This window comes from Fusobacteria bacterium ZRK30 (genome assembly GCA_024628785.1).
GTDB lineage: Bacteria > Fusobacteriota > Fusobacteriia > Fusobacteriales > Fusobacteriaceae > Psychrilyobacter.
Genome location: CP102405.1, coordinates 549,677 through 575,470 on the forward strand (window position 1 = coordinate 549,677; position 25,794 = coordinate 575,470).

19 protein-coding genes are annotated in these 25,794 nt (G+C 33.4%); 18 read left to right on the forward strand and 1 reads right to left on the reverse strand.

Going from position 1 to position 25,794, the window contains the following annotated elements; genetic code table 11:
• Positions 1–251: 251 nt before the first annotated feature.
• The 11 genes from NRK67_07690 (at position 252) to pheT (ending at position 16,841) form a co-directional block, all read left to right on the forward strand.
• On the forward strand, positions 252–2,204 hold the full coding sequence (locus NRK67_07690; protein ID UUV19320.1) for a DUF3857 and transglutaminase domain-containing protein: 1,953 nt from the start codon (positions 252–254) through the stop codon (positions 2,202–2,204).
• Entirely contained in the window at positions 2,194–4,131 is a 1,938-nt protein-coding gene (locus NRK67_07695; GenBank protein UUV19321.1) for a DUF3857 domain-containing protein, read from the forward strand. The genes NRK67_07690 and NRK67_07695 overlap by 11 nt, the downstream gene beginning before the upstream one ends.
• A 286-nt stretch (positions 4,132–4,417) precedes the next feature.
• Complete coding sequence (gene yaaA / locus NRK67_07700; protein ID UUV19322.1) at positions 4,418–4,627, forward strand: S4 domain-containing protein YaaA; 210 nt, start codon at positions 4,418–4,420, stop codon at positions 4,625–4,627.
• Positions 4,628–4,638: 11 nt separating this feature from the next.
• Positions 4,639–5,721, forward strand: a complete 1,083-nt coding sequence (gene recF, locus NRK67_07705; protein UUV19323.1) for a DNA replication and repair protein RecF — start codon at positions 4,639–4,641, stop codon at positions 5,719–5,721.
• A complete protein-coding gene (locus NRK67_07710) occupies positions 5,714–6,553 on the forward strand; it encodes a DUF721 domain-containing protein (protein UUV19324.1) in 840 nt (279 codons plus the stop codon). The genes recF and NRK67_07710 overlap by 8 nt, the downstream gene beginning before the upstream one ends.
• Positions 6,554–6,573: 20 nt before the next feature.
• Positions 6,574–8,481, forward strand: a complete 1,908-nt coding sequence (gene gyrB / locus NRK67_07715) for a DNA topoisomerase (ATP-hydrolyzing) subunit B (GenBank protein UUV19325.1) — start codon at positions 6,574–6,576, stop codon at positions 8,479–8,481.
• Between the two features lie 224 nt (positions 8,482–8,705).
• Positions 8,706–11,534: a DNA gyrase subunit A gene (locus tag NRK67_07720; GenBank protein UUV19326.1), complete on the forward strand. Its 2,829-nt coding sequence runs from the start codon at positions 8,706–8,708 to the stop codon at positions 11,532–11,534.
• 105 nt (positions 11,535–11,639) lie between these two features.
• A complete protein-coding gene (locus NRK67_07725) occupies positions 11,640–12,416 on the forward strand; it encodes a hypothetical protein (GenBank protein ID UUV19327.1) in 777 nt (258 codons plus the stop codon).
• A 229-nt stretch (positions 12,417–12,645) separates the two neighbouring features.
• Positions 12,646–13,101 carry a metallophosphoesterase gene (locus NRK67_07730; GenBank protein UUV19328.1) on the forward strand — a complete coding sequence of 152 codons (456 nt, stop codon included), beginning with the start codon at positions 12,646–12,648 and terminating at the stop codon, positions 13,099–13,101.
• A gap of 82 nt (positions 13,102–13,183) precedes the next feature.
• Entirely contained in the window at positions 13,184–14,203 is a 1,020-nt protein-coding gene (gene pheS, locus NRK67_07735) for a phenylalanine--tRNA ligase subunit alpha (protein UUV19329.1), read from the forward strand.
• 256 nt (positions 14,204–14,459) lie between these two features.
• Complete coding sequence (gene pheT, locus NRK67_07740) at positions 14,460–16,841, forward strand: phenylalanine--tRNA ligase subunit beta (GenBank protein UUV19330.1); 2,382 nt, start codon at positions 14,460–14,462, stop codon at positions 16,839–16,841.
• 77 nt (positions 16,842–16,918) lie between these two features.
• Here pheT and NRK67_07745 read toward each other — a convergent pair whose 3' ends face one another.
• The gene (locus NRK67_07745) at positions 16,919–17,782 is read right to left on the reverse strand and encodes a YitT family protein (protein ID UUV19331.1); all 864 of its coding nucleotides are present in this window, start codon (positions 17,780–17,782) and stop codon (positions 16,919–16,921) included.
• A gap of 291 nt (positions 17,783–18,073) precedes the next feature.
• Here NRK67_07745 and NRK67_07750 point away from each other — a divergent pair, with 291 nt between their 5' ends.
• The 7 genes from NRK67_07750 (at position 18,074) to nadA (ending at position 25,793) form a co-directional block, all read left to right on the forward strand.
• Positions 18,074–19,093 (forward strand): alpha-hydroxy-acid oxidizing protein, encoded by a 1,020-nt coding sequence (locus NRK67_07750; protein UUV19332.1) that lies wholly within the window; start codon positions 18,074–18,076, stop codon positions 19,091–19,093.
• A gap of 220 nt (positions 19,094–19,313) precedes the next feature.
• The gene (locus NRK67_07755) at positions 19,314–20,489 is read left to right on the forward strand and encodes a DUF3798 domain-containing protein (protein ID UUV19333.1); all 1,176 of its coding nucleotides are present in this window, start codon (positions 19,314–19,316) and stop codon (positions 20,487–20,489) included.
• 74 nt (positions 20,490–20,563) lie between these two features.
• Positions 20,564–22,156 carry a sugar ABC transporter ATP-binding protein gene (locus NRK67_07760; protein ID UUV19334.1) on the forward strand — a complete coding sequence of 531 codons (1,593 nt, stop codon included), beginning with the start codon at positions 20,564–20,566 and terminating at the stop codon, positions 22,154–22,156.
• Positions 22,143–23,180 (forward strand): ABC transporter permease, encoded by a 1,038-nt coding sequence (locus NRK67_07765; protein UUV19335.1) that lies wholly within the window; start codon positions 22,143–22,145, stop codon positions 23,178–23,180. Before NRK67_07760 ends, NRK67_07765 begins: the two co-directional genes overlap by 14 nt.
• The gene (locus tag NRK67_07770) at positions 23,170–24,273 is read left to right on the forward strand and encodes an ABC transporter permease (GenBank protein UUV19336.1); all 1,104 of its coding nucleotides are present in this window, start codon (positions 23,170–23,172) and stop codon (positions 24,271–24,273) included. The genes NRK67_07765 and NRK67_07770 overlap by 11 nt, the downstream gene beginning before the upstream one ends.
• Positions 24,273–24,638, forward strand: coding sequence for a hypothetical protein (locus NRK67_07775; GenBank protein ID UUV19337.1), 366 nt, complete (start codon positions 24,273–24,275; stop codon positions 24,636–24,638). Before NRK67_07770 ends, NRK67_07775 begins: the two co-directional genes overlap by 1 nt.
• Before the next feature lie 252 nt (positions 24,639–24,890).
• Positions 24,891–25,793 (forward strand): quinolinate synthase NadA, encoded by a 903-nt coding sequence (nadA, locus tag NRK67_07780; protein ID UUV19338.1) that lies wholly within the window; start codon positions 24,891–24,893, stop codon positions 25,791–25,793.
• Position 25,794 lies beyond the last annotated feature (1 nt).

Sequence of the window (25,794 nt, forward strand, 5' to 3'; positions counted from 1 at the left end):
GAGAAAGGCTATAATAGCTCTTCTAAAACCAGGGGAACATTGGTTCGTGGAAAGAAGGGAAGTTAATTAGAGGTGAAAAATGTCTAAATAAAATTAGAATCTTCGGGTTCTATTTTTTTATATATAATAAAAAGTAGTATTTAAATATCAAAAAAGTTGACTTTATCAAAATTAAGATCTATTATTGTGGGGCAAAAGAATTAAATTTTACTTAAATTAAAGTAAAAATATTAAATGTGGGGGAATTAAAAATGGTTAAGAGGTTTATAATTTTATTGACAATATGGTTTTCATCGATAAGTTTTTCTGCTTATATCCCAAAAGATGAAGCTATTAAAACTTTATCACCTATAGCAGCGGAGGATTATGCTGAATATAACGAGGTTTATATAATCAACTCGTTGACAGAGAGGGATAAATTAGGAGAAGGGACAATAACGACCGAAATGTATAGAAAAGTCTTGAATACCACCTCTAAAAAAGATAACTCTCTTTACTTTAATTATGATGCTAATTACAGTAGTTTAGATATAGCTGTAATAGAACTGATTAAAGCAGATGGAAAAATATTTGAACTGGATCCTAAAAAAATATTGGAAGAAAAAATAAGTGGAGCTTCTCAAGAGGCTAATATATATACAACTCAGGATAAAACTTTATCCGGGACAATACCAAATCTGGAGATAGGAGATATAATCTATACCAAAGCTGTTAAAACTATAAAAAAAGAAAGGATAGAGGGACATTTTTCAGGGGTGGTTACTCTGGAAAGTTCTAACAAATTTATAAATAACTATGAAAAACTAACTTTCCCTAAGGATAAAAGATTATATGTCCACGAGTTGAATAAGATGGGATTTAAATATGACCAAATAAGAACTGTAACAGAGGATAAACAGATATATGAATGGAATATAAGGGATAATCAATTGGTTACTTCAGAGCCTAATATGGAGGATGCTATATTTTCTTTAAACCATATAGAGTATACAACTATACCAAACTGGGAGTATATATCTAAATGGTATTATGATCTAGTGACGCCTCACCTTACCATGAATGACGATATCAGAAATAAGGTTAAAGTTTTGACCAAAGATGCCAAAACAAGAGATGAAAAAATAGAGAATATCTTCTACTGGGTAGCTAGAAACATAAGATACCTAGGTGTAGATGGTGAAAAGAACAGACCTGGTCTAGAACCCCATGATATCTCTTATACATTTAAAACCCGAGGGGGAATATGCAGGGATAAAGCAGCCCTTTTAAGTGCTATGCTAAATGAAGCAGGGGTTGAGTCAGACGTGTTCCTTATAAGTTCTGGATATAGACTTAGTCAAGAAGTGCCAGTTACCTGGTTTAATCATGCTATAACGATGGTCTATGATGAAAAAGGTGAGCCGCTGCATATCCTGGATCCAACAGATGAGACCACTAAGGATTTTTTACCTAAATATGAAGAGGATAACTCCTACCTAATAGCTCGGAAAGATGGGGATACACTGAGAAGCACTCCCATGTCGCCGGCTATAGAAAATAACTCCAGTGCAGCTATAGATCTAAAGCTAGACAGTGACTATAATGCTGTGGGAACCATTGAATTTATATTTTCAGGTGTAGCTGATGGTAAATTTAGATCAACATCTATGAGGATGAATAAGTATGATTTAGATAATTTGATAACTGGGCTTATAAACAGGGTCAATCCCAGTATAATAACGACAAATATTAAAACTTCAGATCCTAAAAATATGGATTCTAAATATACTATAAAAGCTGATATTGAGATCCCTAAATATGGAAAGAAGATCAATGACTATATATTTATTCCCTTTAGCGGGGCTGATCCCAGTATTCACTTTATGTATGAGGAGTCAATTTCATACCCATTTTCATTATCTGAGAGAAAATATGATTTTAGACTAAGTTCACCTACAAGTTTCACTGTAAATTATCGTGTGGAATTTCCTGAAAGTATCTCAAATATCTCTGTGCCAAAACCGAAAACCATAAACTATGCTGGATTCCAAACGGTATTTACTTCTAAAGTAAGAGAAAATATGTTAGATACTACTTATTATTTGGAAAATTCAAAGATTCATTTCCCTAAAGAAAAATATCAGGACATAAAAAAAGAGATAGGGGAATTATCAAATAATAACAATTTATTCTTGATAAAAGAGGTGAAAACAGATGAGAAATAAAATGAAATTATTTTTGTATCTAACTTTGACTGCCTTTATTTTTATAGGGTGTACCAAGTCTAAGTTAGAAAAAAGTGAAAATTCAGATAAGATAGGATATAAATTTAGTGAAGTTATAAAGATTATTAAAGATAACAATAAACTTCCAGAGGAATATGCTGAATTAGGGGCAGTTTACCTGATCAACAATAAAAAATTAACTGTTCATAAAGATGGAAGCAGCGAGATCCATAAGTTTAAGGTCACTAAGGTAATTAACTATGAAGGAAAGAAAAAATTGTCAGATATAATTATAAATTACGATCCAACCAATGAAAAATTGATCTTGGGAGAAATGTATACTGTTACAAAAGATTACAAAAAAATCTCAATCCCTAAAAATCAGAGTATTGAGCAGGATGATGAACTGGCAATATATTCGCCTTTATATGTTCACAATAAAAATAGGATAGTTAATTTTCCCAAAGTAGAACCGGGAACGTATATTATAACTGATTATACTATTAAAACTAAGTGGACTTATCCCTTAGGTAGAAACGAACCTTTTGATACTGAGATCCCGTCTTTAAATAAAACCAGAATAATAGACTATCCAAAGTCTATGAGATTAAATTATGAGGTTATAGGAGATAATATAGTTGAGGATAAAAAAGTTTTAGATGATAGGAATATCCTTGCCTTTAGTTCAAAGAATACAAGGGTTTTAAAGAGAGAGGAGAAAATGCCTATAAACCTTTTGCTGGATATAGATAAAGTTGTATATTCTTTTTATAAGGATTGGGCTGGCCTTGCTAAAGAAAAAATACAATCTATGGATAATATAAAAATCACCCCTGAGGTCAGAAAGCTTTCGGACGAAATAGTAGGAGATACTGGAAAAAAATCAGAAAAAATAGCTGAGATATATTCATATGTGGTAAATAATTTTACTTTAAAGGATATATATTTGGATCAATCGAATTTTAAACCACTAAACTTAGATCGGATTATCTATCAGAAATACGGATCTAAAATAGATTTGAATGCTTTATTTGTAGGTCTTGTCAGAGCACAAAATATCAATGATGTCTATCCTGTAATCATATTGGATTCATATGCGAAAAGCTCTTCTTACCAGATAAAATATCCTATGAATTATTCTATATATGACGTAGGAACATACGTCGATGGAAGAATAGTTCTGTTAAATAGCAGATATAATTACTTGGATGCAATGGATGAAAAGATAAACTATATCTCTAAAAAAAATAACTACCTGCCTCAGGTCTATGAACCAAAAATAGATTATAAGGAGAATACAAGTTATCTTTATAAGTTAGAAGGTGACGATGCAAAGGTAGATGTAAACCTTGAATTTAAGGGGGGGATGGATAGTTTCATAAGGTATTATGGAGGAATACTCCCTGCTCAGAGGAAAAATCTTATGGATCAAGATTTTGGCAGCTCATCTACTACGATTGTAGGGGATGCTAAGTTCAGTGATTTTATGGACTATAAAAAACCCATGAATATGTCATATAATTTAAAAGCTGATAACTTTGTGATAGACCAGGATAAGTATTTATATTTTTCAATCTCTCCTGTGAATATTAACTTGAGTATATCTTTGGATAAGAGAGAACATGATTATCAGATATACAATGAGATATCTATGAAGGAAACTTTTAGAATAGACCTCAGTCAGAATAAAGATATTCTAAAAACTTCAAAATTTATCAATGGGCTGAATATTGTAAAGGAATTTAAGGTAGGAGACAGAAGTGCAAAATATAAATTTATCTCAAAACAGGAGAAAAATATTATAGATATAACCAGAGAGATCTATATCCCTGTTGGAATAGTAAAAAAAGGGGATTATAAGGAGTTTAAAGACTTTGTATTGGATATAAAAAATCCTATGAGAGATAAAGTTTTTATAGAAAAATAGTGGAATAAAAAAAATAGGACTTTCGAGTTCTATTTTTTTCATTTCTGAGACCCTCTAATCTGTCAAATAAGGACGGTTAAAAAACTTTTTAATGATGGGATTAAGATAGATTGTTGAGAACCCGTTTTAATTGATAATAAAGGGGAAATGTGATAAAATATAATGTGTAATTATATTGAATAGATGATCTAAATTTTATTAAAATTAATCATTACTTTGAAAAAAATTTAAAGGGATAGAGATTAAGTTGGTTTAGAAAATATTCAATTAACTTGGAGGTAAAGAAATGGAAAAAATACAAATTACAACGGAATTTATTAAATTGGATCAATTGTTGAAATGGGCCAATGTAGTAGGCAGCGGATCAGATGCAAAACATGTAATTACTGAAGAGATGGTCAAAGTAAATGGCGAGATAGAAACTAGAAGAGGGAAGAAGATCCGTGTGGGAGATATCGTAGAATTTGACGGTAAAAAGATAGAAGTAATAGCGTAAGAGGTGCTAAGATGCAAATCCTGGATATGAATATGATCAATTTTAGAAACTTAGATGATGAACACTTAGAATTTGATCGTAGATTTAACTTGTTTTTAGGGAAAAATGGTCAGGGAAAAACCAGTATACTGGAGGCTGTTTATTTTACAGTTACAGGAAAGAGTTTTCGAACCAATAAAAATAAGGAAATGATTAAGTACGGTCGCCATAAGATGGGAGCTTTTGTTAACTATGAGGATAGGATAGCACTGAAATCCATATCGGTAAAAGTAGATGAAAAAAAGAAGATATATTCCTATAATAGGAAATCGATTAAGTATGATGAATTTTTGGGTAAATTAAATATTATATCTTTTATACCAGAAGATATAGAGCTTATTATTGGGTCACCCAGTGTGAGGAGATCGTTCTTTGACTATGAGATAGCTCAGGCAGATCCAGAGTACTACCTTTATTTAAAGTCGGTATCCAAGCTGTTGAAATTCAGAAATAAATATCTAAAGGATAGAAATACCAAAGATCCAATGTTTGAGATATATAACTTGGAGTTTATAAAATATGCATCATTAGTAGTAAAGAAAAGGATTGATTATGTAAAAAATGTTTCAAGGTTGTTGTCTTTAAACTATCGAAAGTTATTTGACGGGGAAAAGGAGTTGACCTTGGGGTATAAATCCTTTTTAGGAGAGCTGAGATCTCCTACTTTGGAGGAAATAGAGGGCAAAATCAGGAAAAGTTATGAAGAGGTAAGGGGTCGTGAATTACGATATGGATATTCTCTTATTGGTCCCCAAAGAGATGATTTTATCTTTCTGTTGGACAATAAGGAAGCCAAATCCTATTCATCCCAAGGGGAGAAAAAATCCATAGTATTTGCCTTAAAAATATCTGAAATAGATATGATAATAAAGGAAAAAAAAGAAACACCTGTCTTTATAATAGATGATATATCATCTTATTTTGACTCCATAAGGAAGGAAAATATATTGAAATATTTTCAAAAGAGGGAGATACAATTATTTATTAGTTCTACCTCGGATCTAGAGATAGAAGCGAAAAGATTTCATGTACACAGAGGTGAGATAGATGGTTAAAAATCTAGTAGATGTAAGTGATCTGATGGAATCAGCCATAACTAAGAGCCGGCTCCTAAAGGAAGGAATTTTAAAATCAGAATGGGATAAGATCGTTGGGGAACTCTCTAAAAAAAGTTTTGTTATCTTTTTAAAGCAGGGAAAACTATTTGTAGGAGTAGAGAATTCTATCTGGATCCAGCAGATGAATTTTCAAAAACAATCTATCATAAAGAAAACCAATGAATTTTTAGGTGGAGATTATGTAAGTGAGATAATCTTTAAAATTGGAAAAAAAGATACGAAAGATTATTTTCTGGATGAAAGAGAAAGAGATGATTCTATAGACCTGGACAGTGTGACCTTAACCACTGAAGAATATCTGCAGATGGAAGAGGAACTTAGTGAGATTAAAGATGACCTTATAAAAAAACAGACAAAGGTTGTTCTGGAAAAATCATATAAAAGGAAAAAATACTTGAAACTTCATGGATATAAGCAGTGTAAGTGTGGAATTTATTATAGTTCCCTCCAGCCTATGTGTGCCATATGCATGAATAAAGAGGTCTTGAAATTAGAAGAAACCCTTATGAAGGCCTTTAAAGATAGGAAAATGCTGAAATATTCCCAGGCTGTAAAGGTGATAGAAGATCTGACAGAAAAAGAATATGACAGGATAAAATTAAAAAAACTATCCAAGATAAAAAAAAATATAGATATCTACTTGAGAGACAGGAAAGACGAGCTGGCTTTTGAGTTGTCTAAACTATATTTTATAATAGATTTAGGTGAACTAGAAGATGAATATATAGAGAGAAGGGCAGAGGAATTTATACAACTGTTGAAGAAATAAGATTTAGGAGGGTAAGTTAGATGAGTAATAATTATAAAGCGGAAGATATAACGGTTTTAGAAGGATTAGAAGCCGTTAGAAAAAGACCGGGAATGTATATTGGTTCTACATCTGAAAGGGGATTACACCATCTTGTGTGGGAAGTAGTAGATAACTCAGTAGATGAAGCCTTGGCAGGACATTGTGATAAGATAATTATAAATGTATTGGAAGACAATATAATCGAAGTAATCGATAACGGAAGGGGAATTCCGACAGGAATGCATCCTAAACATGGAAAATCAGCATTGGAGATTGTATTGACTGTATTACATGCTGGTGGTAAGTTTGAGAACGATAACTACAAGGTATCTGGTGGACTTCATGGAGTAGGTATCTCAGTAGTAAATGCTTTGTCTGAATGGATGGAAGTTTATGTAAAGAGAGAGGGACAAATCTTCCACCAAAGGTTGGAAAGAGGAAAACCTATGTTTGATGTAAAAACAATAGGTAAAACTAAGGAAACTGGTACGAGAATACTTTTTAAAGCTGATGATGAGATATTTGAAACTTTAATCTATAGTTTTGAAACTTTAAAGAATAGATTAAAAGAATTAGCTTATTTGAATAAAGGTTTAGAGATAGTTCTTACTGATTCTAGAAAAGAAGATAAAGTAGAGGAAACATTAAAATTTGATGGTGGTATAATCGATTTCCTGGCTGAGTTAGAGGACGGAAATGAAAAATTAATCAAAGAACCCATCTATATGAATGGAGAGGCTGAAGGGGTAGTCGTAGAGATTGCCATGACCTATACAATAAAACAAAGGGAGAGTATATTCTCATTTGTTAACAACATAAATACCCATGAAGGTGGAACTCATGTAAGTGGATTTAGAACTGCTCTTACTCGTGTAGTAAATGATGTAGCTAAAACTATGGGACTTATAAAAGAAAGAGACGGGAATTTCCAAGGTAGTGATATCAGAGAGGGAATGACTGCAATTATATCTGTAAAAGTACCGGATCCCCAATTTGAGGGACAGACTAAGACAAAATTAGGTAGTTCAGAAGTTACCAGTATAGTTTCTGGAATTGTAGGTAAGTATCTAAAGATGCACTTAGAGGATACTCCGGCAGACGCAAGAAATGTAATCGAAAAGATCTTGATGTCTAAAAAAGCAAGAGAAGCAGCTAAAAAAGCAAGGGAATTAGTAATGAGAAAATCTGCATTAGAAGTAGGGTCATTACCAGGAAAACTTGCAGACTGTTCATCTAAGAAACCTGAAGAATGCGAAGTCTATATAGTAGAGGGAGATTCAGCAGGAGGATCAGCAAAGCAGGGAAGAGACAGACACACTCAGGCTATCCTGCCATTAAGAGGGAAGATACTAAATGTAGAGAAAGCTGGATTACATAGAGCGTTAGAAAATACAGAAGTAAGAGCTATGATCACAGCATTTGGTGCTGGAATGAATGATGAGATGACTCTTGAAAAATTAAGATACCATAAGATCATAATCATGACCGATGCCGATGTAGATGGAGCTCATATCAGAACTTTAATCTTAACGTTCCTATTTAGATATATGTCAGATCTAATAACTAATGGAAATATATATATCGCTCAACCACCATTATTTAAGATAACAGCTGGTAGATCGGTACAATATGCTTATACAGATAAACAGATGAAGGATGCTACAGATCTCCTTAACACAGAGAACAGAAGATTTACCCTTCAAAGATATAAGGGGCTAGGAGAGATGAATCCTGAACAACTATGGGAGACAACTATGGATCCGGATACAAGAACATTATTACAGGTAAGTATAGATGATGCTGTAGAAGCAGATAAGTTATTTGATAAATTAATGGGTGACAAGGTAGAACCTAGAAAGAAATTTATCGAAGAGGGAGCCGAATTCGTAAAGAACTTGGATATATAGGGTGCTTGCTGTAAAAATTACAGTAAATAAGAAAAAAAATAGAAGGTTTAGCTTCTTAAAAATATAAAAGAGTAAGAGATAGAATTCTATTTCTTACAAATTACCTACCCTCTCCCGATTGACCAGTATGAAAAAATTATATTTAATAAATATGATTTTTACGTTGTCAAGGGAGAGGGTGTCCGAGAGGACAGGTGAGGGTAAATTAATTCAGGGAGGATTAGATGTCAAATATAATAACTAGATATATAGAACAAGAGATGAAAGAATCATATTTGGACTACTCTATGAGTGTAATCGTAAGTAGAGCATTACCAGATGTAAAAGATGGACTAAAACCAGTTCATAGAAGAATTCTTTTTGCCATGAATGAGTTAGGAATGACTAGTGACAAACCACATAAAAAATCGGCTAGAATCGTCGGAGAAGTACTGGGTAAGTATCATCCACATGGAGATTCAGCTGTTTATAATACTATGGTTAGAATGGCTCAAGATTTTAACTATAGATATGAATTAATAGACGGACATGGAAACTTTGGATCGATAGATGGAGATTCGGCGGCAGCCATGAGATATACAGAAGCAAGAATGGCTAAAATTACTAAAGAATTATTGGTAGATTTAGATAAAAATACTATAGATTATAGAAAAAACTTTGATGATTCATTGGATGAACCTATTGTATTACCTGCAAAACTACCTAACCTATTATTAAATGGAGCGACTGGTATTGCAGTCGGAATGGCGACAAATATACCTCCTCATAACTTGGGAGAATTAGTAGAAGGAATCTTGGCTGTTATAAATAACAGACTGGAGATAAAAGGTAAAAAAGATGGGATAGTAGAAGGGTTTGAAAAAATAAAGGAATTAATTACTAATTCTACAGAGAAGATTGATGCAGAGATTACTTTTGAAAGAATTGAAAAGATGATCTCAAAAGCTGAAGTATCTGATGAAAATAGATTGTTGAACACTCTTGAAAAAATAAAAGCTGTTGTAGATAAATCAATAGAAGAAAACGATGCATTAAACCTTAAACTTCAAAAAGAAAGAGAGGCTAGGGAAGCATCTTCAGAAATTGAAAATTATACAGAAATACCAAAAGAACTTTCATTGACTACTTTTAGAGAGGTAAAAGAGGTGATTTCAGGGATTTTAGTAGAGGCAACTAGAATAACTTCTAGAGACCTGATTGAATATATAACTGGACCTGACTTCCCAACTGGTGGAATAATTGATGGAAAAAAAGGAATCTATGATGCTTATACTACTGGTAGAGGTAGAGTAAGAGTAAGAGGTAAGGTAAAGATTGAAGAGCATAAGAATGGAAAAAGCTCGATAATAATCAATGAAGTACCATTCCAAGTAAATAAAGCTAGGATGATAGAAAAGATTGCTAACCTTGTAAAGGAAAAAAAGGTTACAGGAATAACTGATCTTAGAGATGAATCTGATAGAAATGGTATAAGAGTAGTAATAGAGACTAAAAGGGGAGAAGAACCTGAATTAATCTTAAACAAACTATATAAATATACTGAGTTACAAAATACATTTGGAATTATTATGTTAGCCTTAGTGGATAATGTACCAAAAGTATTGAATTTAAAAGAGATATTAGACCACTACATCAACCATAGATTCGATGTAATAACTAGAAGAACTAGATTTGAATTAGAAAAAGCTGAAAAAAGATCTCATATCTTAGAAGGATTTAGAATAGCTCTAGATAATATCGGAGAGATAATCAAGATAGTTAGAGGATCAAAAGATGCGAATATGGCTAAAGAAACTTTAAAAATTGATTATTCATTCAGTGAAGCCCAGGCTAGATCGATCTTAGATATGAAATTACAAAGATTAACTGGATTAGAAAGAGATAAAATAGAGAATGAATACACAGCTCTAGTAGAAATAATAAAAGAATTAAACTTTATCTTAAACAATGAAGATAAAGTTTATGAGATAATAACAGAAGAATTAGAAGAGATTAAAGAGAACTATTCAGATGAAAGAAGAACTCAAATAGAGGAATCTAGATTAGATATCAATATAGAGGACTTAATTTCAGATGAAAAGGTAATCGTAACTCTGACTAATAAAGGTTATGTAAAGAGAATAAGCCAGGATAAGTATAAAGCTCAAAAAAGAGGCGGAAAAGGTGTAAGCAGCCAAAATACAGTAGAGGGTGACTTCGTAGAAAATATGTATGCTGCTTCTAACTTAGATACCATGATGATCTATACAGACAGCGGAAAGGTATATAGCTTAAAAGTATATGAAATCCCAGAATCTTCTAAGCAGGCTAGAGGTAAATTAATTGAAAATATGATTAATTTAGGAGAAGATGAGAAGGTAAGATCTATAATAAAAGTTAGAGATTTTTCTGAAGAACATGAAGTATTCTTCCTGACTAGAAATGGTATAGTGAAGAAAACTAACTTAAGTCAGTTTAAAAATATTAATAAATCTGGTCTACGTGCTATAAACTTAAAAGATGAAGATGATCTTATATTCGTTGGATTAGTTGATACCAAAGAAAGTGAGGTATTCGTAGCTACAAGATTAGGATACTCTATAAAGTTCCCACAAGATAATGTAAGATCTATGGGAAGATCAGCAACAGGAGTAAAAGGAATCACTCTACGTCCAGAAGATGAGGTAGTATCAGGAGTAATAATAGAGCGTGAAGATGCTAAGATCCTTACTATAACTGAAAATGGATATGGAAAAAGAACGAGAATAAGCGGTTATACCAGCCAATCAAGAGGTGGAAAAGGTGTAATCAATATAAGAGTAAGTGCTAGAAACGGAAAGGTTGTAGATGTAAAATCTGTAACTGATGATGAAGAATTATTAGCTATTACTTCAAATGGAGTTGTAATTAGAACTCCAGTAGAGGATATATCTTTAATTGGAAGAGCAACCCAAGGTGTAAAGATCATGAGAGTAGAAGATACGGAACATGTAGTTTCTACAATCAAAGTAAAAAGAAATATGGAAGAGCTTATTGAAGAGGAACTTTTAGAGAAAACAGAAGAAAAAAAATAAGAAAAAAAAGGAATATATATAGTTGTGTAGAAAAATATAAATACTTAATGAATTAGAAATAATTAATAATTGTTGATTATTAGTTATTCAAATGGAGGGGTACTTATGTTAAATAGAATTTTGATTTTATTCGGGAATGAACTGGACAAAAATAATTTACTAAAAACAGGACAACATTTAAAAGAAAAGTATGGAACAGAAGTATACGGGCTATATATTAGAGATATAAGGAAATATGAAGTATTACCTCCTACAGTAGAGGGGTTAGTTGTGGATAATTCAGCTAATTTTTTAATCAGGGAATGGGAAAAGTCAGAAAATATCCAGGTAGAAGAGTTAAAAAAAGTATTTAAAAATTATTTTCCAGTGGAACACCTATTGATAGAAGAGGGGATTACCCAAGAGATCGTCCAAGAAAAGATGTTGGGGTTTGATTTAGTAGTAGTAGAGAAATCCAATACTATTACAGCTAACCAAAAAGATCTTCTTAGACATCACTATAAACCTGTTCTATTGATTCCTGAAAAGAATAGTTTGAAGGTGGAAAAAGTTATGATTGCTAACGATAAGAGTGAAAGGGTAAATAAATCTATCTTTACCTTCTTAAATATGTTTGATAAATTAAATAATTTTACCTCTGTAGCTGTAAATTTAGAGGATGAAACTGATGATGAATTTTCAAAATATATGGAGATAGCAGGAAAAACATTAAATACTTTGGAATTAGAGGGAAAACCTATAGATATAATTACTGAAAAGAGTAAAGAGTTTGATATCTTGATTATGGGAGACCTTAAACACTCCTTCCTATTGGAAAGATTGACAGGAAATACAGGTTTGAAATTATTGGAGAATATAGATATTCCTATCTATATAGGATAATATTTTATATGAATAAAAAAGTTTTTAGGAGGAGAACTGGTGTTCTCCTCCTAAATTAATCTAGACTCTTTCCTCGTTGTAGGGATTTCACGACTATTAAAATCAAGTATAGTTAAAACTTGATTTTAAATTTGAACCGATTGGTGAGAACTAAAGTTTCTTTTAATTATAAGAGGTTTACAGTGTTAAAAGGGAAACTATAAAAAGGAAGAGTGAGAAAGGAGTCGTTATGAAAGTATTGGTGGTATCGGATAGTCATTCGAGGCTGGATAATTTGATGAAAATATGGGAAAAGGAAGTTCCAGATGTAGTTATCTCAGCTGGAGATTACAGTAAAGATGTAGAGGAGTTATCATATGTATATGAAAACTCTAAATATTATATAGTCAGAGGAAATTGTGATTATATGGATCATAATACGGAGGATACTTTAGAGTTTGAACTCTCAGGTAAAAAGATATTTTTAACCCATGGCCATCTATTTGGAGTTAAGACAAGTTATGATTATCTGAGGATGGAAGCAAAAGACAGAGGTAGCGATCTATGTATCTTTGGTCATACACATATCCCTTATTTAGAGGAAGAAGAGATGATTTTATTTAATCCGGGAGCCGTGAAAGATGGGCTCTATGGGATATTGAACATAAATAATGATGAAATCAATATAGAACATAGAAAGTTATAAACTAAAAAAAAGTATGATAATCATCAAAAATTTGATAAAATACTATGAGATTAATGATATAAGAAAGTTTTTAGGAGGCAAGATGAAAGGGATAATAAACGCTCTAAAGGATGAAGTAGCTATTAGCTTAACTTCAATAACTAGTGTAAAAGAACTAGAAGATCTAAAGATAGAGATTTTGGGGAAAAAAGGTAAATTGACAGATATCATGAAAGGTATGAGAAATTTATCCAAGGAAGAAAGACCTATTATTGGTCAATTAGCTAATGAAGTTAGGGATTTTATTACAAATGAAATTGAAACTAAGATGACTGAGCTAAAGGACGCAGAAAAAAATGAGAGAATGAATAACGAAACTATAGATGTTAGTTTACCAGGAAGAGAAACAGGAACTGGAAGATTACATCCTATAACCGAAACTATGGATTTTTTAAAGAATATATTTATAGAGATGGGATTTGATGTAGCGGCAGGACCGGAATTAGAAACTACATTTAATAACTTTGATGCATTGAATATACCAGAAACTCATCCATCGAGAGATCTACAGGACACTTTCTATATTGATGATAATACAGTACTTAGAACACATACATCACCTGTACAAATTAGATATATGCAAAATAAAACAGCACCATTTAGAATGGTATGTCCAGGAAAGGTATACAGATCTGACTATGATGTATCTCATACACCAATGTTCCACCAAATGGAAGGATTGATGGTAGGAGAAAATATATCGTTTGCTAACTTAAAAGCAATCTTAACAGAATTTGTAAACAAGGTATTTGGAGAAACTAATGTAAGATTTAGACCTCATTTCTTCCCATTCACAGAACCTTCAGCAGAGATGGATGTAGAATGTGTAATCTGTAAAGGAAAAGGTTGCAGACTTTGTAAAAATACAGGTTGGTTAGAAATAATGGGTTGCGGAATGGTAGATCCTGAAGTATTAAAAAGTGTAAATTATGATGCAGATGAAATAAGTGGATTTGCATTTGGAATGGGAATAGAAAGAGTTGCGATGCTAAGACATGGTATAGATGACTTAAGAGCATTTTATGACAATGATATGAGGTTCTTAAAGCAGTTTAACTTTTAATTGTTACTTTTTTCTTGAAAGAAAAGTAACCAAAAATTCAAGTCTGTAAAAAAATATTTATTACATACTCGAAAAAAATGAAAAAATCGAAACTCACTTCATTCAGACAGTCGAGTATTTTTCAATTTTTTTCTTTGTATTTCATTTACAATATTTTTTTAATGACGGATTAAAAAATATAACTCTTACCTTCTTTCATTAAGGGGGAAGGTGCCCAAAGGGCGAATGAGGGTAACAAAATAATTTGGAGGAAAAAATGTTAATATCTTTAGAATGGTTAAAAGAATATGTAGAGATAAATGAAGATGTTAAAGAGCTTGAAAATGCCCTGACTATGATAGGTCAAGAGGTTGAGGCAATAGAAGAGCAAGGACAACATCTAGATAACGTAGTGGTAGGACATGTTGTAGAATATGGTCAGCATCCTGATGCAGATAAATTATCACTATTAAAGGTAAATGTAGGGGAAGAAACTCCGTTACAAATAATCTGTGGAGCTCCCAATCATAAATTAGGAGACAAGGTAATAGTAGCCAAAATAGGAGCTGTTTTACCTGGAAACTTTAAGATAAAAAAAGCTAAAGTAAGAGGAGTAGAATCTTGTGGAATGCTTTGTTCAGAAGCAGAATTAGGAATGGGTACAGATGGAGATGGAATTGTAATTTTATCTGAAGATGCACCTATCGGTGAAGACATCAGAACACATTTAGGGTTAGATGACATAATTTTTGAATTAGAAATTACACCTAACAGACCTGACTGTTTATCTCATATTGGTATAGCAAGAGAAGTAGCAGCTTATTATGAGAGAAAGGTAAAGTACCCTACATCTGATATCAGAACTTTAACTGGACCATCTGGAATTGTTGTGGATATCAACGATGATAAAAGATGTACCAGATACAGCTCTAGAATATTAAAAAATGTAAAGGTAGAAGAGTCACCAGAATGGTTAAAGAGAAGATTGAAAGCTATCGGACTTAGACCAATCAATAATATTGTGGATGTAACTAACTATATTATGTTTGAATATAACCAGCCTATGCATGCTTTTGATCACTCTAAATTAGAGGGTTCAAAGATAACTGTAAGAGAAGCTGAAAAAGGTGAAAAAATCACTACTTTAGATGGTGAAGAGAGAGAATTAAACAACTCTGAATTAGTTATTGCTGATGAGGCAAAGGCTGTAGCAATAGCTGGAATCATGGGTGGTAAAGATACAGAGGTAGATGAAAATACTACTGATATATTATTAGAAGTAGCATACTTTACTCCTGAAAATATAAGAAAAACAGCTAAAACATTGGGATTATCTTCTGATTCTTCATATAGATTTGAGAGAGGAATAGATAGAGATAATACTTTAGTTGTATTAGAAAGAGCATCATCTTTAATTCAGTCTCTAACTGATTGTGAAGTTGTAGGAGAATATGTAGATGTATATACAGATCCTTATACTTCTAGGGAAGTTTCTTTAGATATCAACAGATTAAATAAATTTGTAGGTAAGGAAATAGAATTAGATACAGTAGGAAAGATATTAAATAGCTTAAATATGCAGATAAAAAACAGAGGAGAAAACAAAATTTCTGTAACTCCTCCATCATATAGAAACGATATCACTAGATCAGCAGATCTATATGAAGAGATCATCAGAATGTATGGTTTTGAAAATATTGAAGATAAGATGCCGGTGGAAAATATCAAAGCTGGTGTAGTAGATGAAGAATTCCAAACTACTGATACTTCTAAAAAACACTTAAGAGACATGGGATTACAAGAAGTTATAAACTATAGCTTTATCCCTAGAGGAATTTTAGAAAAATTAAAGGTAGAAGCAGAGACTATCGATATCAAAAATCCTATAAATGAAGATATGGTAACACTTAGACCTACTTTAATGTATGGTTTACTTACTAATATCAGAGATAATTTCAACAGAAATATAAATGATCTGAAGATATTTGAAGTATCTAGAACATTTACTAAGGCCGAAACTTTAGCAGATGAACTTGTAAAAGTAGGAATTGCTTTAGCTGGCAGAGAGGAAAGAAATTTATGGGATGCAAAACCTGAAGCCTATGATTTTTATGACTTAAAAGGATATGTAGAAACTTATCTAAAAGATATGGGAATGACGAGATATCAATTAAGAAGAACTGAAAATAAAAGTTACCATCCAGGTAGAGCGGTAGATATCTTAGTAGGAAGAGATTATATCGGAACTTTTGGAGAGATCCATCCAGATGTAGCTGAAGCTATGTCTATCTCAAGAGAAAGAGTATATCTTGCAGAGTTAGAATTAGCTAAGATAGTAAAATATGGAAAAACTAAGGTAAAATACGAGAAGATAGTAAAATATCCGGCAGTAAACAGAGACTTAGCTATCTTAATGGATAGAGATAAGTTAGTTGGAGATATGTTGGGAGATATTAAAAAATCTTCAAATATCATCGAAGGTGTAAATTTATTTGATATCTATCAAGGTGAAAAGGTAGAAGCAGATAAAAAATCAGTAGCTATTAATATAGTTCTTAGAAAAACAACAGGAACTTTAGAAGAAAGTGAAGTAACTGCAGCAATCGATAAGATCTTAGGACTTATCAAGAAAAAGTATCAAGGTGAGATCAGACAATAATTATAAAAACCCCTCCTAAATTTTTAGGAGGGGTTTTCTATTTAATAATTTTAATTAAATGTAGTGTCACGTTGCTTTTATTCGTCCTCTGAATCACCGAAAACTTCATATACTTCCGAGATAACAATAAAAGCTGTTGGATCGATTCGATGCATAAATACCTGTAAATCACGAAGCTGTTTATTCTTTAAGATAACCATGATCATCTTTCTTTCAGAATCCTGGATACGACTCTTAGTCATAATAGTAGTACTCTCAGTCTGGATATCATTAGCTAGTAGTTCCTGGATCTCATCATATTTTGAACTTGTGATATACACCATCTTACTATGGCTTACCCCTTCAAATATCTTATTTAAGATGGAGTTACAGGCAAATGCAGATAAGATAGCATAGAGTCCCCTCTCTATCCCGAAGACAGCTATTCCACTACCCATTACAAGGATATCTAACATTAAGATAGCATGAGCTACCGGTAGTCTAGAATATTTACTGATAACCTGTCCTAAGATATCAGCGCCTCCCATGCTTCCACCAAACCTAAAGATTAAACCCATTCCTGAACCTAAAAATAATCCTCCAAAGATAGGTGCTAAGAGTAAATTTCCACCCTTGGCATAGTCAATTACAGATGTATTGTTGAGTAATGTCTGAAAAGTCTGGGTATAAAAGGCTAAACCCACAATTCCAAAAAAAGTTTTAAACCCATATTCCTTTCCGAATACTTTAACCCCTAAGATGAATATAGGAATATTAAAGACCAAAATGGTAAGACCAATTGGGATTCCCATCCCGTAAAATAATATAGTGGCAACTCCTGGAACTCCGCTACTGACTAGTCTCCCAGGAACCAAGAAAATTCCTATCCCAATGGCTGATAATATCAGTCCTAAATTAATAACAAAATAATCAAAAAATAACCCCTTTAAGTGTCTTTTCATTTTACTCTACCTCCCCCCGATGTAATAAATTTTATTAAACTTTAAATTTTATTGATTTAAATTATTTTTCCTATAAATCGATAAATTTTAGCATTTTTAAAACAAAAAAGATACAATAAAATTAGTTATTTTTTTAACTAGAAAAAACCATATAAAGTTATAACTTTTTTAATTTTGTGGTAAGATTTAGGAGACAAAAAACTGGGAAATTTAAGGCGTTTTTAATATAGAAATATGAAGGATAAAAAAACTTAATATAGAGAATAAATAATTAAAATACGGAGGTAAAAAATGAACTTAGCAGAGATAAAAAAAAATGCCCGGGAAAAGATGAAAGGTGTATGTGCTATATGTCGTGAATGTAATGGTGTTTGGTGTAGAGGGATGGTCCCAGGAATGGGAGGAGCAGGAAATGGTTCTACTATGCAGAGGAATTATAATAAATTAAATGAGATAAGAGTTATGATGAAAACATTACATGATGCCAAGGATCCGGATGTTAAATTTAATTTTTTAGGGAAGGTACTTTCCAGCCCGGTAATGGTAGCTCCTATAACGGGATTAAACTATAATGCCGGAGGAGCCGTAGAAGAGGAAGATTATATAGACGACATCGTAAACGGAAGTTTAGAATGCGGAACTATAGCTATGATAGGTGATGGAGGAAATCCTGATTTTTATAGGTGGGGGATAGAAGCTATAAAAAAAGTGGATGGTAATGGTGTGGCTATCATAAAACCCCGTGAAAATTCTGAGATCATAAAAAGAATAAGGATGGCAGAGGAAGCAGGGGCACTGGCTGTAGGAGTAGATGTAGACGGAGCTGGATTATTGGTTATGAGTACTATGGGACAGCCTGTAGGACCAAAATCAGTGAAAGAATTAAAGGAATTGGTGGATTCGACGAAATTACCATTTATACTAAAGGGGATTCTCAGTGTAGAGGAAGCTAAGATAGCCATGGAAGCAGGAGTGGCAGGGATCATAGTATCTAACCATGGAGGCCGTGTGTTAAACGGTACCATAAGTTCAGTTGAGACACTGGCTGAAATATCTGCAGCTGTTGGAGATAAGATGGTAGTAATAGCTGATGGAGGAGTAAGGGAAGGAATGGATATAGTAAAATTCTTAGCCCTTGGAGCTCACTGTATATTGGTAGGAAGACCTGTTATTTGGGGAAGTGTAGGAGGTAGAAGAGAAGGAGTAAAAGTAACTTTGGAAACTTTAAGAAATCAACTATATCAAGCCATGATACTGACAGGTGCCGGTAGTTTAGAAGAAATAAATAAAAGTATGATATACAGGGATTAATTAAAAAAATAAGAAAAAGAAAAAAAGGTGCGTTCTAGCACCTTTTTTTTATTATGCTGTATGATCTCTTTAGATTAAAAATAAAAAACGTCCAAAAGTATTGACAAAGTGTTCATATTAGAGTAAACTCAGTACTAATAGTTTAAATCGTACTTTTTAATCGAAGTATAGTGCCAATTAAATGGTATTTATATATAATTTTATTTAAGGAGATGAAAGAATGAAAAAATTATTTTTATTAGTTACAATGTTTGTAATGTCGGCGTTTGCCTTTTCAGCAGACTACCATATTGGTGTAGTATCCGGGACAGTATCTCAATCAGAAGACGGGCTTAGAGGAGCTCAGGAGTTAATAAACAAGTTTGGAGCAGCTGAAAACGGAGGGAAAGTAATACATATAACTTACCCGGATAACTTTATGCAGGAGATGGAAACTACAATCTCTCAAATCGTAAGTTTAGCAGATGACCCTAAGATGAAAGCAATAGTTATAACAGAAGCTATTCCTGGAACAGTGGAAGCATTTAGAAGGGTAAGGGAAAAAAATCCTGATATTTTATTAATTGCAAACAGTCCCCATGAAGATCCAGAGATGATCGCAGATGTAGCAGACTTAGTATTAAACCCCGATAATGTGGCTAGAGGTTACTTAATTGTAAAAGCAGCTCAAGAGATGGGAGCAAAGAAATTTATGCATATATCATTTCCTAGACATATGAGTTATGAACTTTTATCTAGAAGAAGAGATATTATGAAACAGGCGGCAGCTGATTTAGGTATGGAATTTATAACTATGACTGCCCCAGACCCTGTAAGTGATGTCGGTGTAGCAGGAGCTCAACAATTTATCTTAGAAAAAGTGCCTTCATGGTTAAAAAAATACGGTAAAGATACTGCATTTTTCGCAACAAATGATGCACAGACTGAACCTTTATTAAAGAGGATAGCAGAAGATGGTGGATACTTTGTAGAAGCAGACCTGCCTTCTCCAACAATGGGATACCCTGGAGCTTTAGGAGTTAAATTTGATAAGAGTGAAAAGGGAAATTGGCCTAAGATATTGAAAAAAGTTGAAAAATCAGTAGTTAAAGCTGGTGGGTCAGGAAGAATGGGAACATGGGCATATTCATATAACTTTGCTGCAGCAGTAGCTTTAGGAACTCATGCAATAGATGTAATAGAGGGAAGATCAGAGATAGATGATTTTGATGAAGTTATGGCTGCATTAGGAATGCAAAGTCCTGGAGCAGGTTGGAATGGAAGTGAATATGTAGATGTTGACGGAATAGAGAGAGAAAACTTTTTCTTAGTATATCAAGATACATATGTATTTGGAAAAGGATACTTAAATATGACAAACCTTGAAGTTCCTGAAAAATATTTTGAAATTAACTAAAAACCTAACTAAGATAAAGTGGAGGGGCGAAAGCCCCTTTTTTATCATTAAATCGGAAAAACAGGGGGAAACCAGTGAGTGAACTACTTTTAAAGATAGAAAATTTGTCCAAATCATTTGGCGAAAATTGTGTGTTAAAAGACATAAATATAAGTATAAACAAGGGTGAGATAATAGGCTTGGTAGGAGAAAATGGAGCAGGAAAGTCGACTCTAATGAAAACTATATTTGGAATGCCTGTAATTCGTGAAACAGGTGGATATGGCGGGAGTATAAAATTTGAAGGAAAGGAAATAGATTTTAAATCTCCATTTGATGCTTTAGAAGCAGGAATAGGGATGGTACATCAAGAGTTTTCCCTGATACCTGGATTTGAAGCTACTGAAAATATAGTTCTTAATAGGGAATCGACTAAAAATAGTTTTTTAGAAATTCTATTTGGTGACAGGATAAAAAAATTAGATAATTTGGAAATGGAAGCTAGAGCAGGGATAGCAGTGGGACATCTAGGTGTAAAGATGGATCCAAAAACTATAATAAAAGAGATGCCCGTAGCACATAAACAATTTACAGAGATAGCCCGGGAGATAGAGAGGGAAAATACAAAGCTGTTGGTACTGGATGAACCTACAGCAGTCCTTACAGAATCAGAAGCAGAGATCTTATTGCAGACTATGAAACGACTTGCTAATGAGGGGATCTCAATAGTTTTTATAACCCATAGATTAAATGAGATCATGGAAATAAGTGATAAGGTAGTAGTTCTCCGGGATGGGGTCCTAATAAAGGAGGTAGAAACAAAGAAAACTAACTCCCACGAGATAACTGAATGGATGATCGGAAGAAGTTTCAGCGAATCGGAAGCTATGAAAAAAGTGACTGAAAACAAGGAAGTTCTGCTGGAATTAGATGAGTTCTGGGTAGATATGCCTGGAGAAACAGTAAAAAAATTAGACCTGAAAGTATATAAAGGCGAAATATTGGGAATAGGCGGAATGGCAGGACAGGGAAAATTAGGAATAGCCAATGGGATCATGGGGCTTTACACCACTGGAGGAAAACTAATTTTTAGAGGGGAAAATTTAGAGCTGAATAAGCCTAAGTTACCCCTGGAAAATGGTATTTTTCTGGTGTCGGAAGACAGAAAGGGAGTGGGGCTGCTCCTGGATGGAACTATTGAAGATAATATAGCTTACTCTGCAATCCAAATCAAGGATGAATTCGTCAAAAAATATCTTGGAGGTCTGGTAGAGTGGGTCGATGAAAAAAATGTGGAAAAAAATGCGTTGGAATATATAAAGAAGTTAGAGATTAGGTGCTTGAGCTCTAAACAGACAGCTGGAGAACTCAGCGGAGGAAATCAACAGAAAGTCTGCCTGGCTAAGGCATTTACTATGAAACCTGAATTGTTGATGGTTTCGGAGCCAACCAGGGGAATAGATGTAGGAGCAAAAAAATTAGTTTTGGAGACTCTCCGGGAATACAATGAAAAATATGGTACTACGATAGTCATAACTTCTTCAGAGCTTGAGGAGCTCCGAGGTATCAGTGACAGGATAGCTATAATAACAGAGGGTAAAGTAGCTGGGATACTGCCTCCAGAAGCAGATATAATTAAATTTGGAGAATTGATGGTAGGGATAGGAGGAACTGATGGAAAAAATTAAAAGTTATATTGAAACTATGGGATGGCCCAGGGTAATAATAGCGCTGTTTCTTTTGAGCATGTATGTGGTTGCTCCATTTGTAGGCTTGAATTTGGGGACATCTATAAGTGATACACTGATAAGATTTGGAATGAACGCTATCCTGGTATTATCTCTTATGCCTATGATATATTCGGGAACAGGACTAAATTTTGGGCTGCCTTTAGGGGTGGAAGCAGGATTGATTGGAGCGGTAATTAGTGTAGAGATGGGACTTACTGGAGTTTTAGGATTTTGGGGAGCTATCATAATGGCAATTCCATTTGCAGTTATATTTGGATGGGGCTACTCACAGATATTAAACAGGGTAAAGGGTGGAGAGATGATGATCGCTACCTATGTAGGATTCTCTTCAGTAGCAATTATGTGTATCATGTGGCTTATATTACCCTTTAAAAGCCAGGATATGATCTGGGCATATGGAGGATCAGGTCTTCGTACAACAATAAGTATAGAAAATTACTGGCAGGGAGCATTGAATAAAATCTTCCCAATGGCAGATAAAATACCATTTGGTGAGATAATCTTCTTTGGTTTTTTGGCATTTTTGATGTGGGGATTCTTTAAAACTAAATCAGGTCTGGCAATGAAAGCCGTAGGAGCTAATCCCAAATTTGCTCTGGCAACAGGTGTAAATATAGATAAAGTAAGGACTAAGTCGGTAATAATGTCTACTATGTTAGCTGCTGTAGGAATTATAGTATATCAACAGAGTTTCGGGTTTATTCAGCTGTATTTAGCACCATTTTATATGGCATTTCCGGCAATTGCAGCGATCCTTATAGGAGGAGCTTCTGTAAATAAAGCAACTGTAATAAATGTAATGATAGGAACTTTTTTATTCCAGGGGATTCTTACAATGACACCTTCGGTAATAAATAACTTGGTCAAAACAGATATGTCAGAAACCTTGAGGATAATAATTTCAAATGGAATGATTCTCTATGCTTTGACTAGGAAAGGGGGTAAAAAGAATGGAAAATAAAGGTAAAAAGTTTCTCATAAATAACATAGTACCCATAGTGATATTAATAATGATTGTCATGGCTGCTCCGATATCTGGTCTTTCAGGTGGGTATTTGGTTCAGGAGATGATCTCCAGACTTTCCAGGAACTCATTTTTGGTACTCTCTCTTATCATACCGGTAGTTGCAGGAATGGGACTGAACTTTGGAATAGTTTTAGGAGCTATGGCCGGCCAGCTGGGTCTTATCTTTATTACAGATTGGAGAATAGTAGGGATGGAAGGGATTATGTTGGCGGTCTTAATCTCATTACCTATAGCTGTCTTATTGGGTATATTAGGCGGATATATATTGAATAAAGCCAAGGGCAGAGAGATGATAACCTCTATAATCATGGGATTTTTTATAAATGGTGTCTATCAGCTGATAGTTTTATATGGGATGGGAAATATCATTCCCATGACAAATAAAAAAATAATATTAAGCCGTGGATACGGGATCAGAAACGCCATCGACTTAAAAAATATTCGTCAGGTTTTAGATAAATCTATGGTTGTAAAGGTAGGAGAATTCACAATACCTCTTCTGACTATATTAATAATAGGAGGCCTGTGTTTATTTATAGTCTGGTTTAGGAAAACTAAGTTAGGCCAGGATATGAGAGCTATAGGTCAGGATATGGAGATAGCCAAATCTGCAGGAATAGCAGTGGAAAAAACCAGGGTCTTATCAATTGTAATATCTACTGTATTAGCCTCTATCGGGCAGATAATATTTTTACAAAATATAGGGACAATGAATACATATAACAGTCATGAACAGATAGGGATGTTCTCTATCGCAGCGATCCTAATAGGCGGGGCAACAGCTGCAAAAGCCAGTATACCCAACGCTTTAGGTGGAATAATATTATTTCATCTGATGTTTGTGATATCACCTAGAGCAGGAAAGGAATTGGTCGGATCAGCTCAAATAGGGGAGTTTTTCAGGGTGTTTATCTCCTACGGAGTAATAGCCTTGGCTCTAGTATTACATCAATGGAGAAGGGAACAGGAAAATAAAGCTGAAAGGAAGAGGATGATGGAGATACAGCTTTCTGGAGGTGAAAAATAATGAAAACTATTGCTACCAGAATAGGAGTTATTCTAGCCATGATCCTTTTGGGAATATTTTTATTTATAAGCGGGAAGGAGCATGCAGTATTTATAGAAAATAAAGGAGAAAAATATACTCCTAAAAATGCCTACTATATCCTGGATGGAAAAAAAGAAGTTAAGATAAAGAAAAAGAAGAAAAAAAGAGAGTATGTAAAGGGTGTAAATCATACTATAGAGGTTAGGTTTAAAGATGCCGATGGAATAGAAAAAAAAGTTGTTAAAGAATTTAAAACAAAGATGGGTAAGAAGATAACGATAAATGCAGCTATGATAGAAAATGATTCATGGATGAAAATAGAAGAGTTAAAAAGTAAAAAATAATTAAGATTATTCCCGGTTATGAAAATAACTGGGAATTTTTTATGAAAATAAAACTAAGATGTAAGTTAAGTTTTTCACTAGAATGGTTTGTAGCTCTTTTGTTGCAAGAAAAAGTATTTTTTATCCCCCTTATCGCTTTGAGAAAAAAATAACTTATACTTTTAATTACCTTTTACCCCTTGAAATTATTGAGAAAAGGTATTAGACTTTAAATTGTAGACACATTTTAAACTAAAAAAAATGGGGGACGATATGAATCAGTTAGAGAAGTTAAAGAAATTGAAAAAAGAGAAAAATGCAATAATTCTTGCTCATTATTATCAAAATGCAGATGTACAGGATGTTGCTGATTATGTAGGAGATTCTTATTATCTAAGTGAGGTTGGAAGGGATAGTGATGCAGATATAATCGTATACTGTGGAGTAAAATTTATGGCTGAAAGTGCTAAGATACTTTCTCCTGAAAAAAAAGTATTGTTTCCGGCTCATGGAGATGCTACTTGCTGTATGGAACACCAGGCTACCCCTGGATTGGTATTGGAGATGAAAAAAGCTCATCCAAATGCCAAAGTAATAACCTATATAAATTCATCCAGTGAGGTGAAAGCAGTATCAGATGCTTGCTGTACCTCTTCTTCTGCTCTAAAAATCGTTGAAAATATAGATGCTGACGAGATAATATTTGTACCGGATCAAAATTTGGCTTCATATGTAGCAGAACAGACAGATAAAAAAATCATCCCATTTGATGGTCAGTGTAATGTGCATCATAAGGTAACTTTGGAAAACATAAAAAAATTGATAGAGGAACATGGAGATATAGAGATTTTAGCTCATCCAGAGTGTCAGAAAGAGATAAGAGATATCTCTACTTATGTAGGGAGTACCGCTGGAATATTAAACTATGCTAAAACTTCTCCCAATAAAGAATTTATTGTGGTGACGGAAAGAGGGATCCAGCATCAACTGAAAAAAGACAGTCCGGAGAAGAGTTTTTATTTTCCATATATGATATGTTCGCCTATGAAGAGGGTGTTTATAGAGACGATTATAGATGCCTTGGAAAATGAGAAATGTGAGGTAATAATGGATGAAGAGCTTATAAAAAAAGCTAAGGTTTCCCTTCTAAATATGCATAAATATGCAGGAGGGTAGA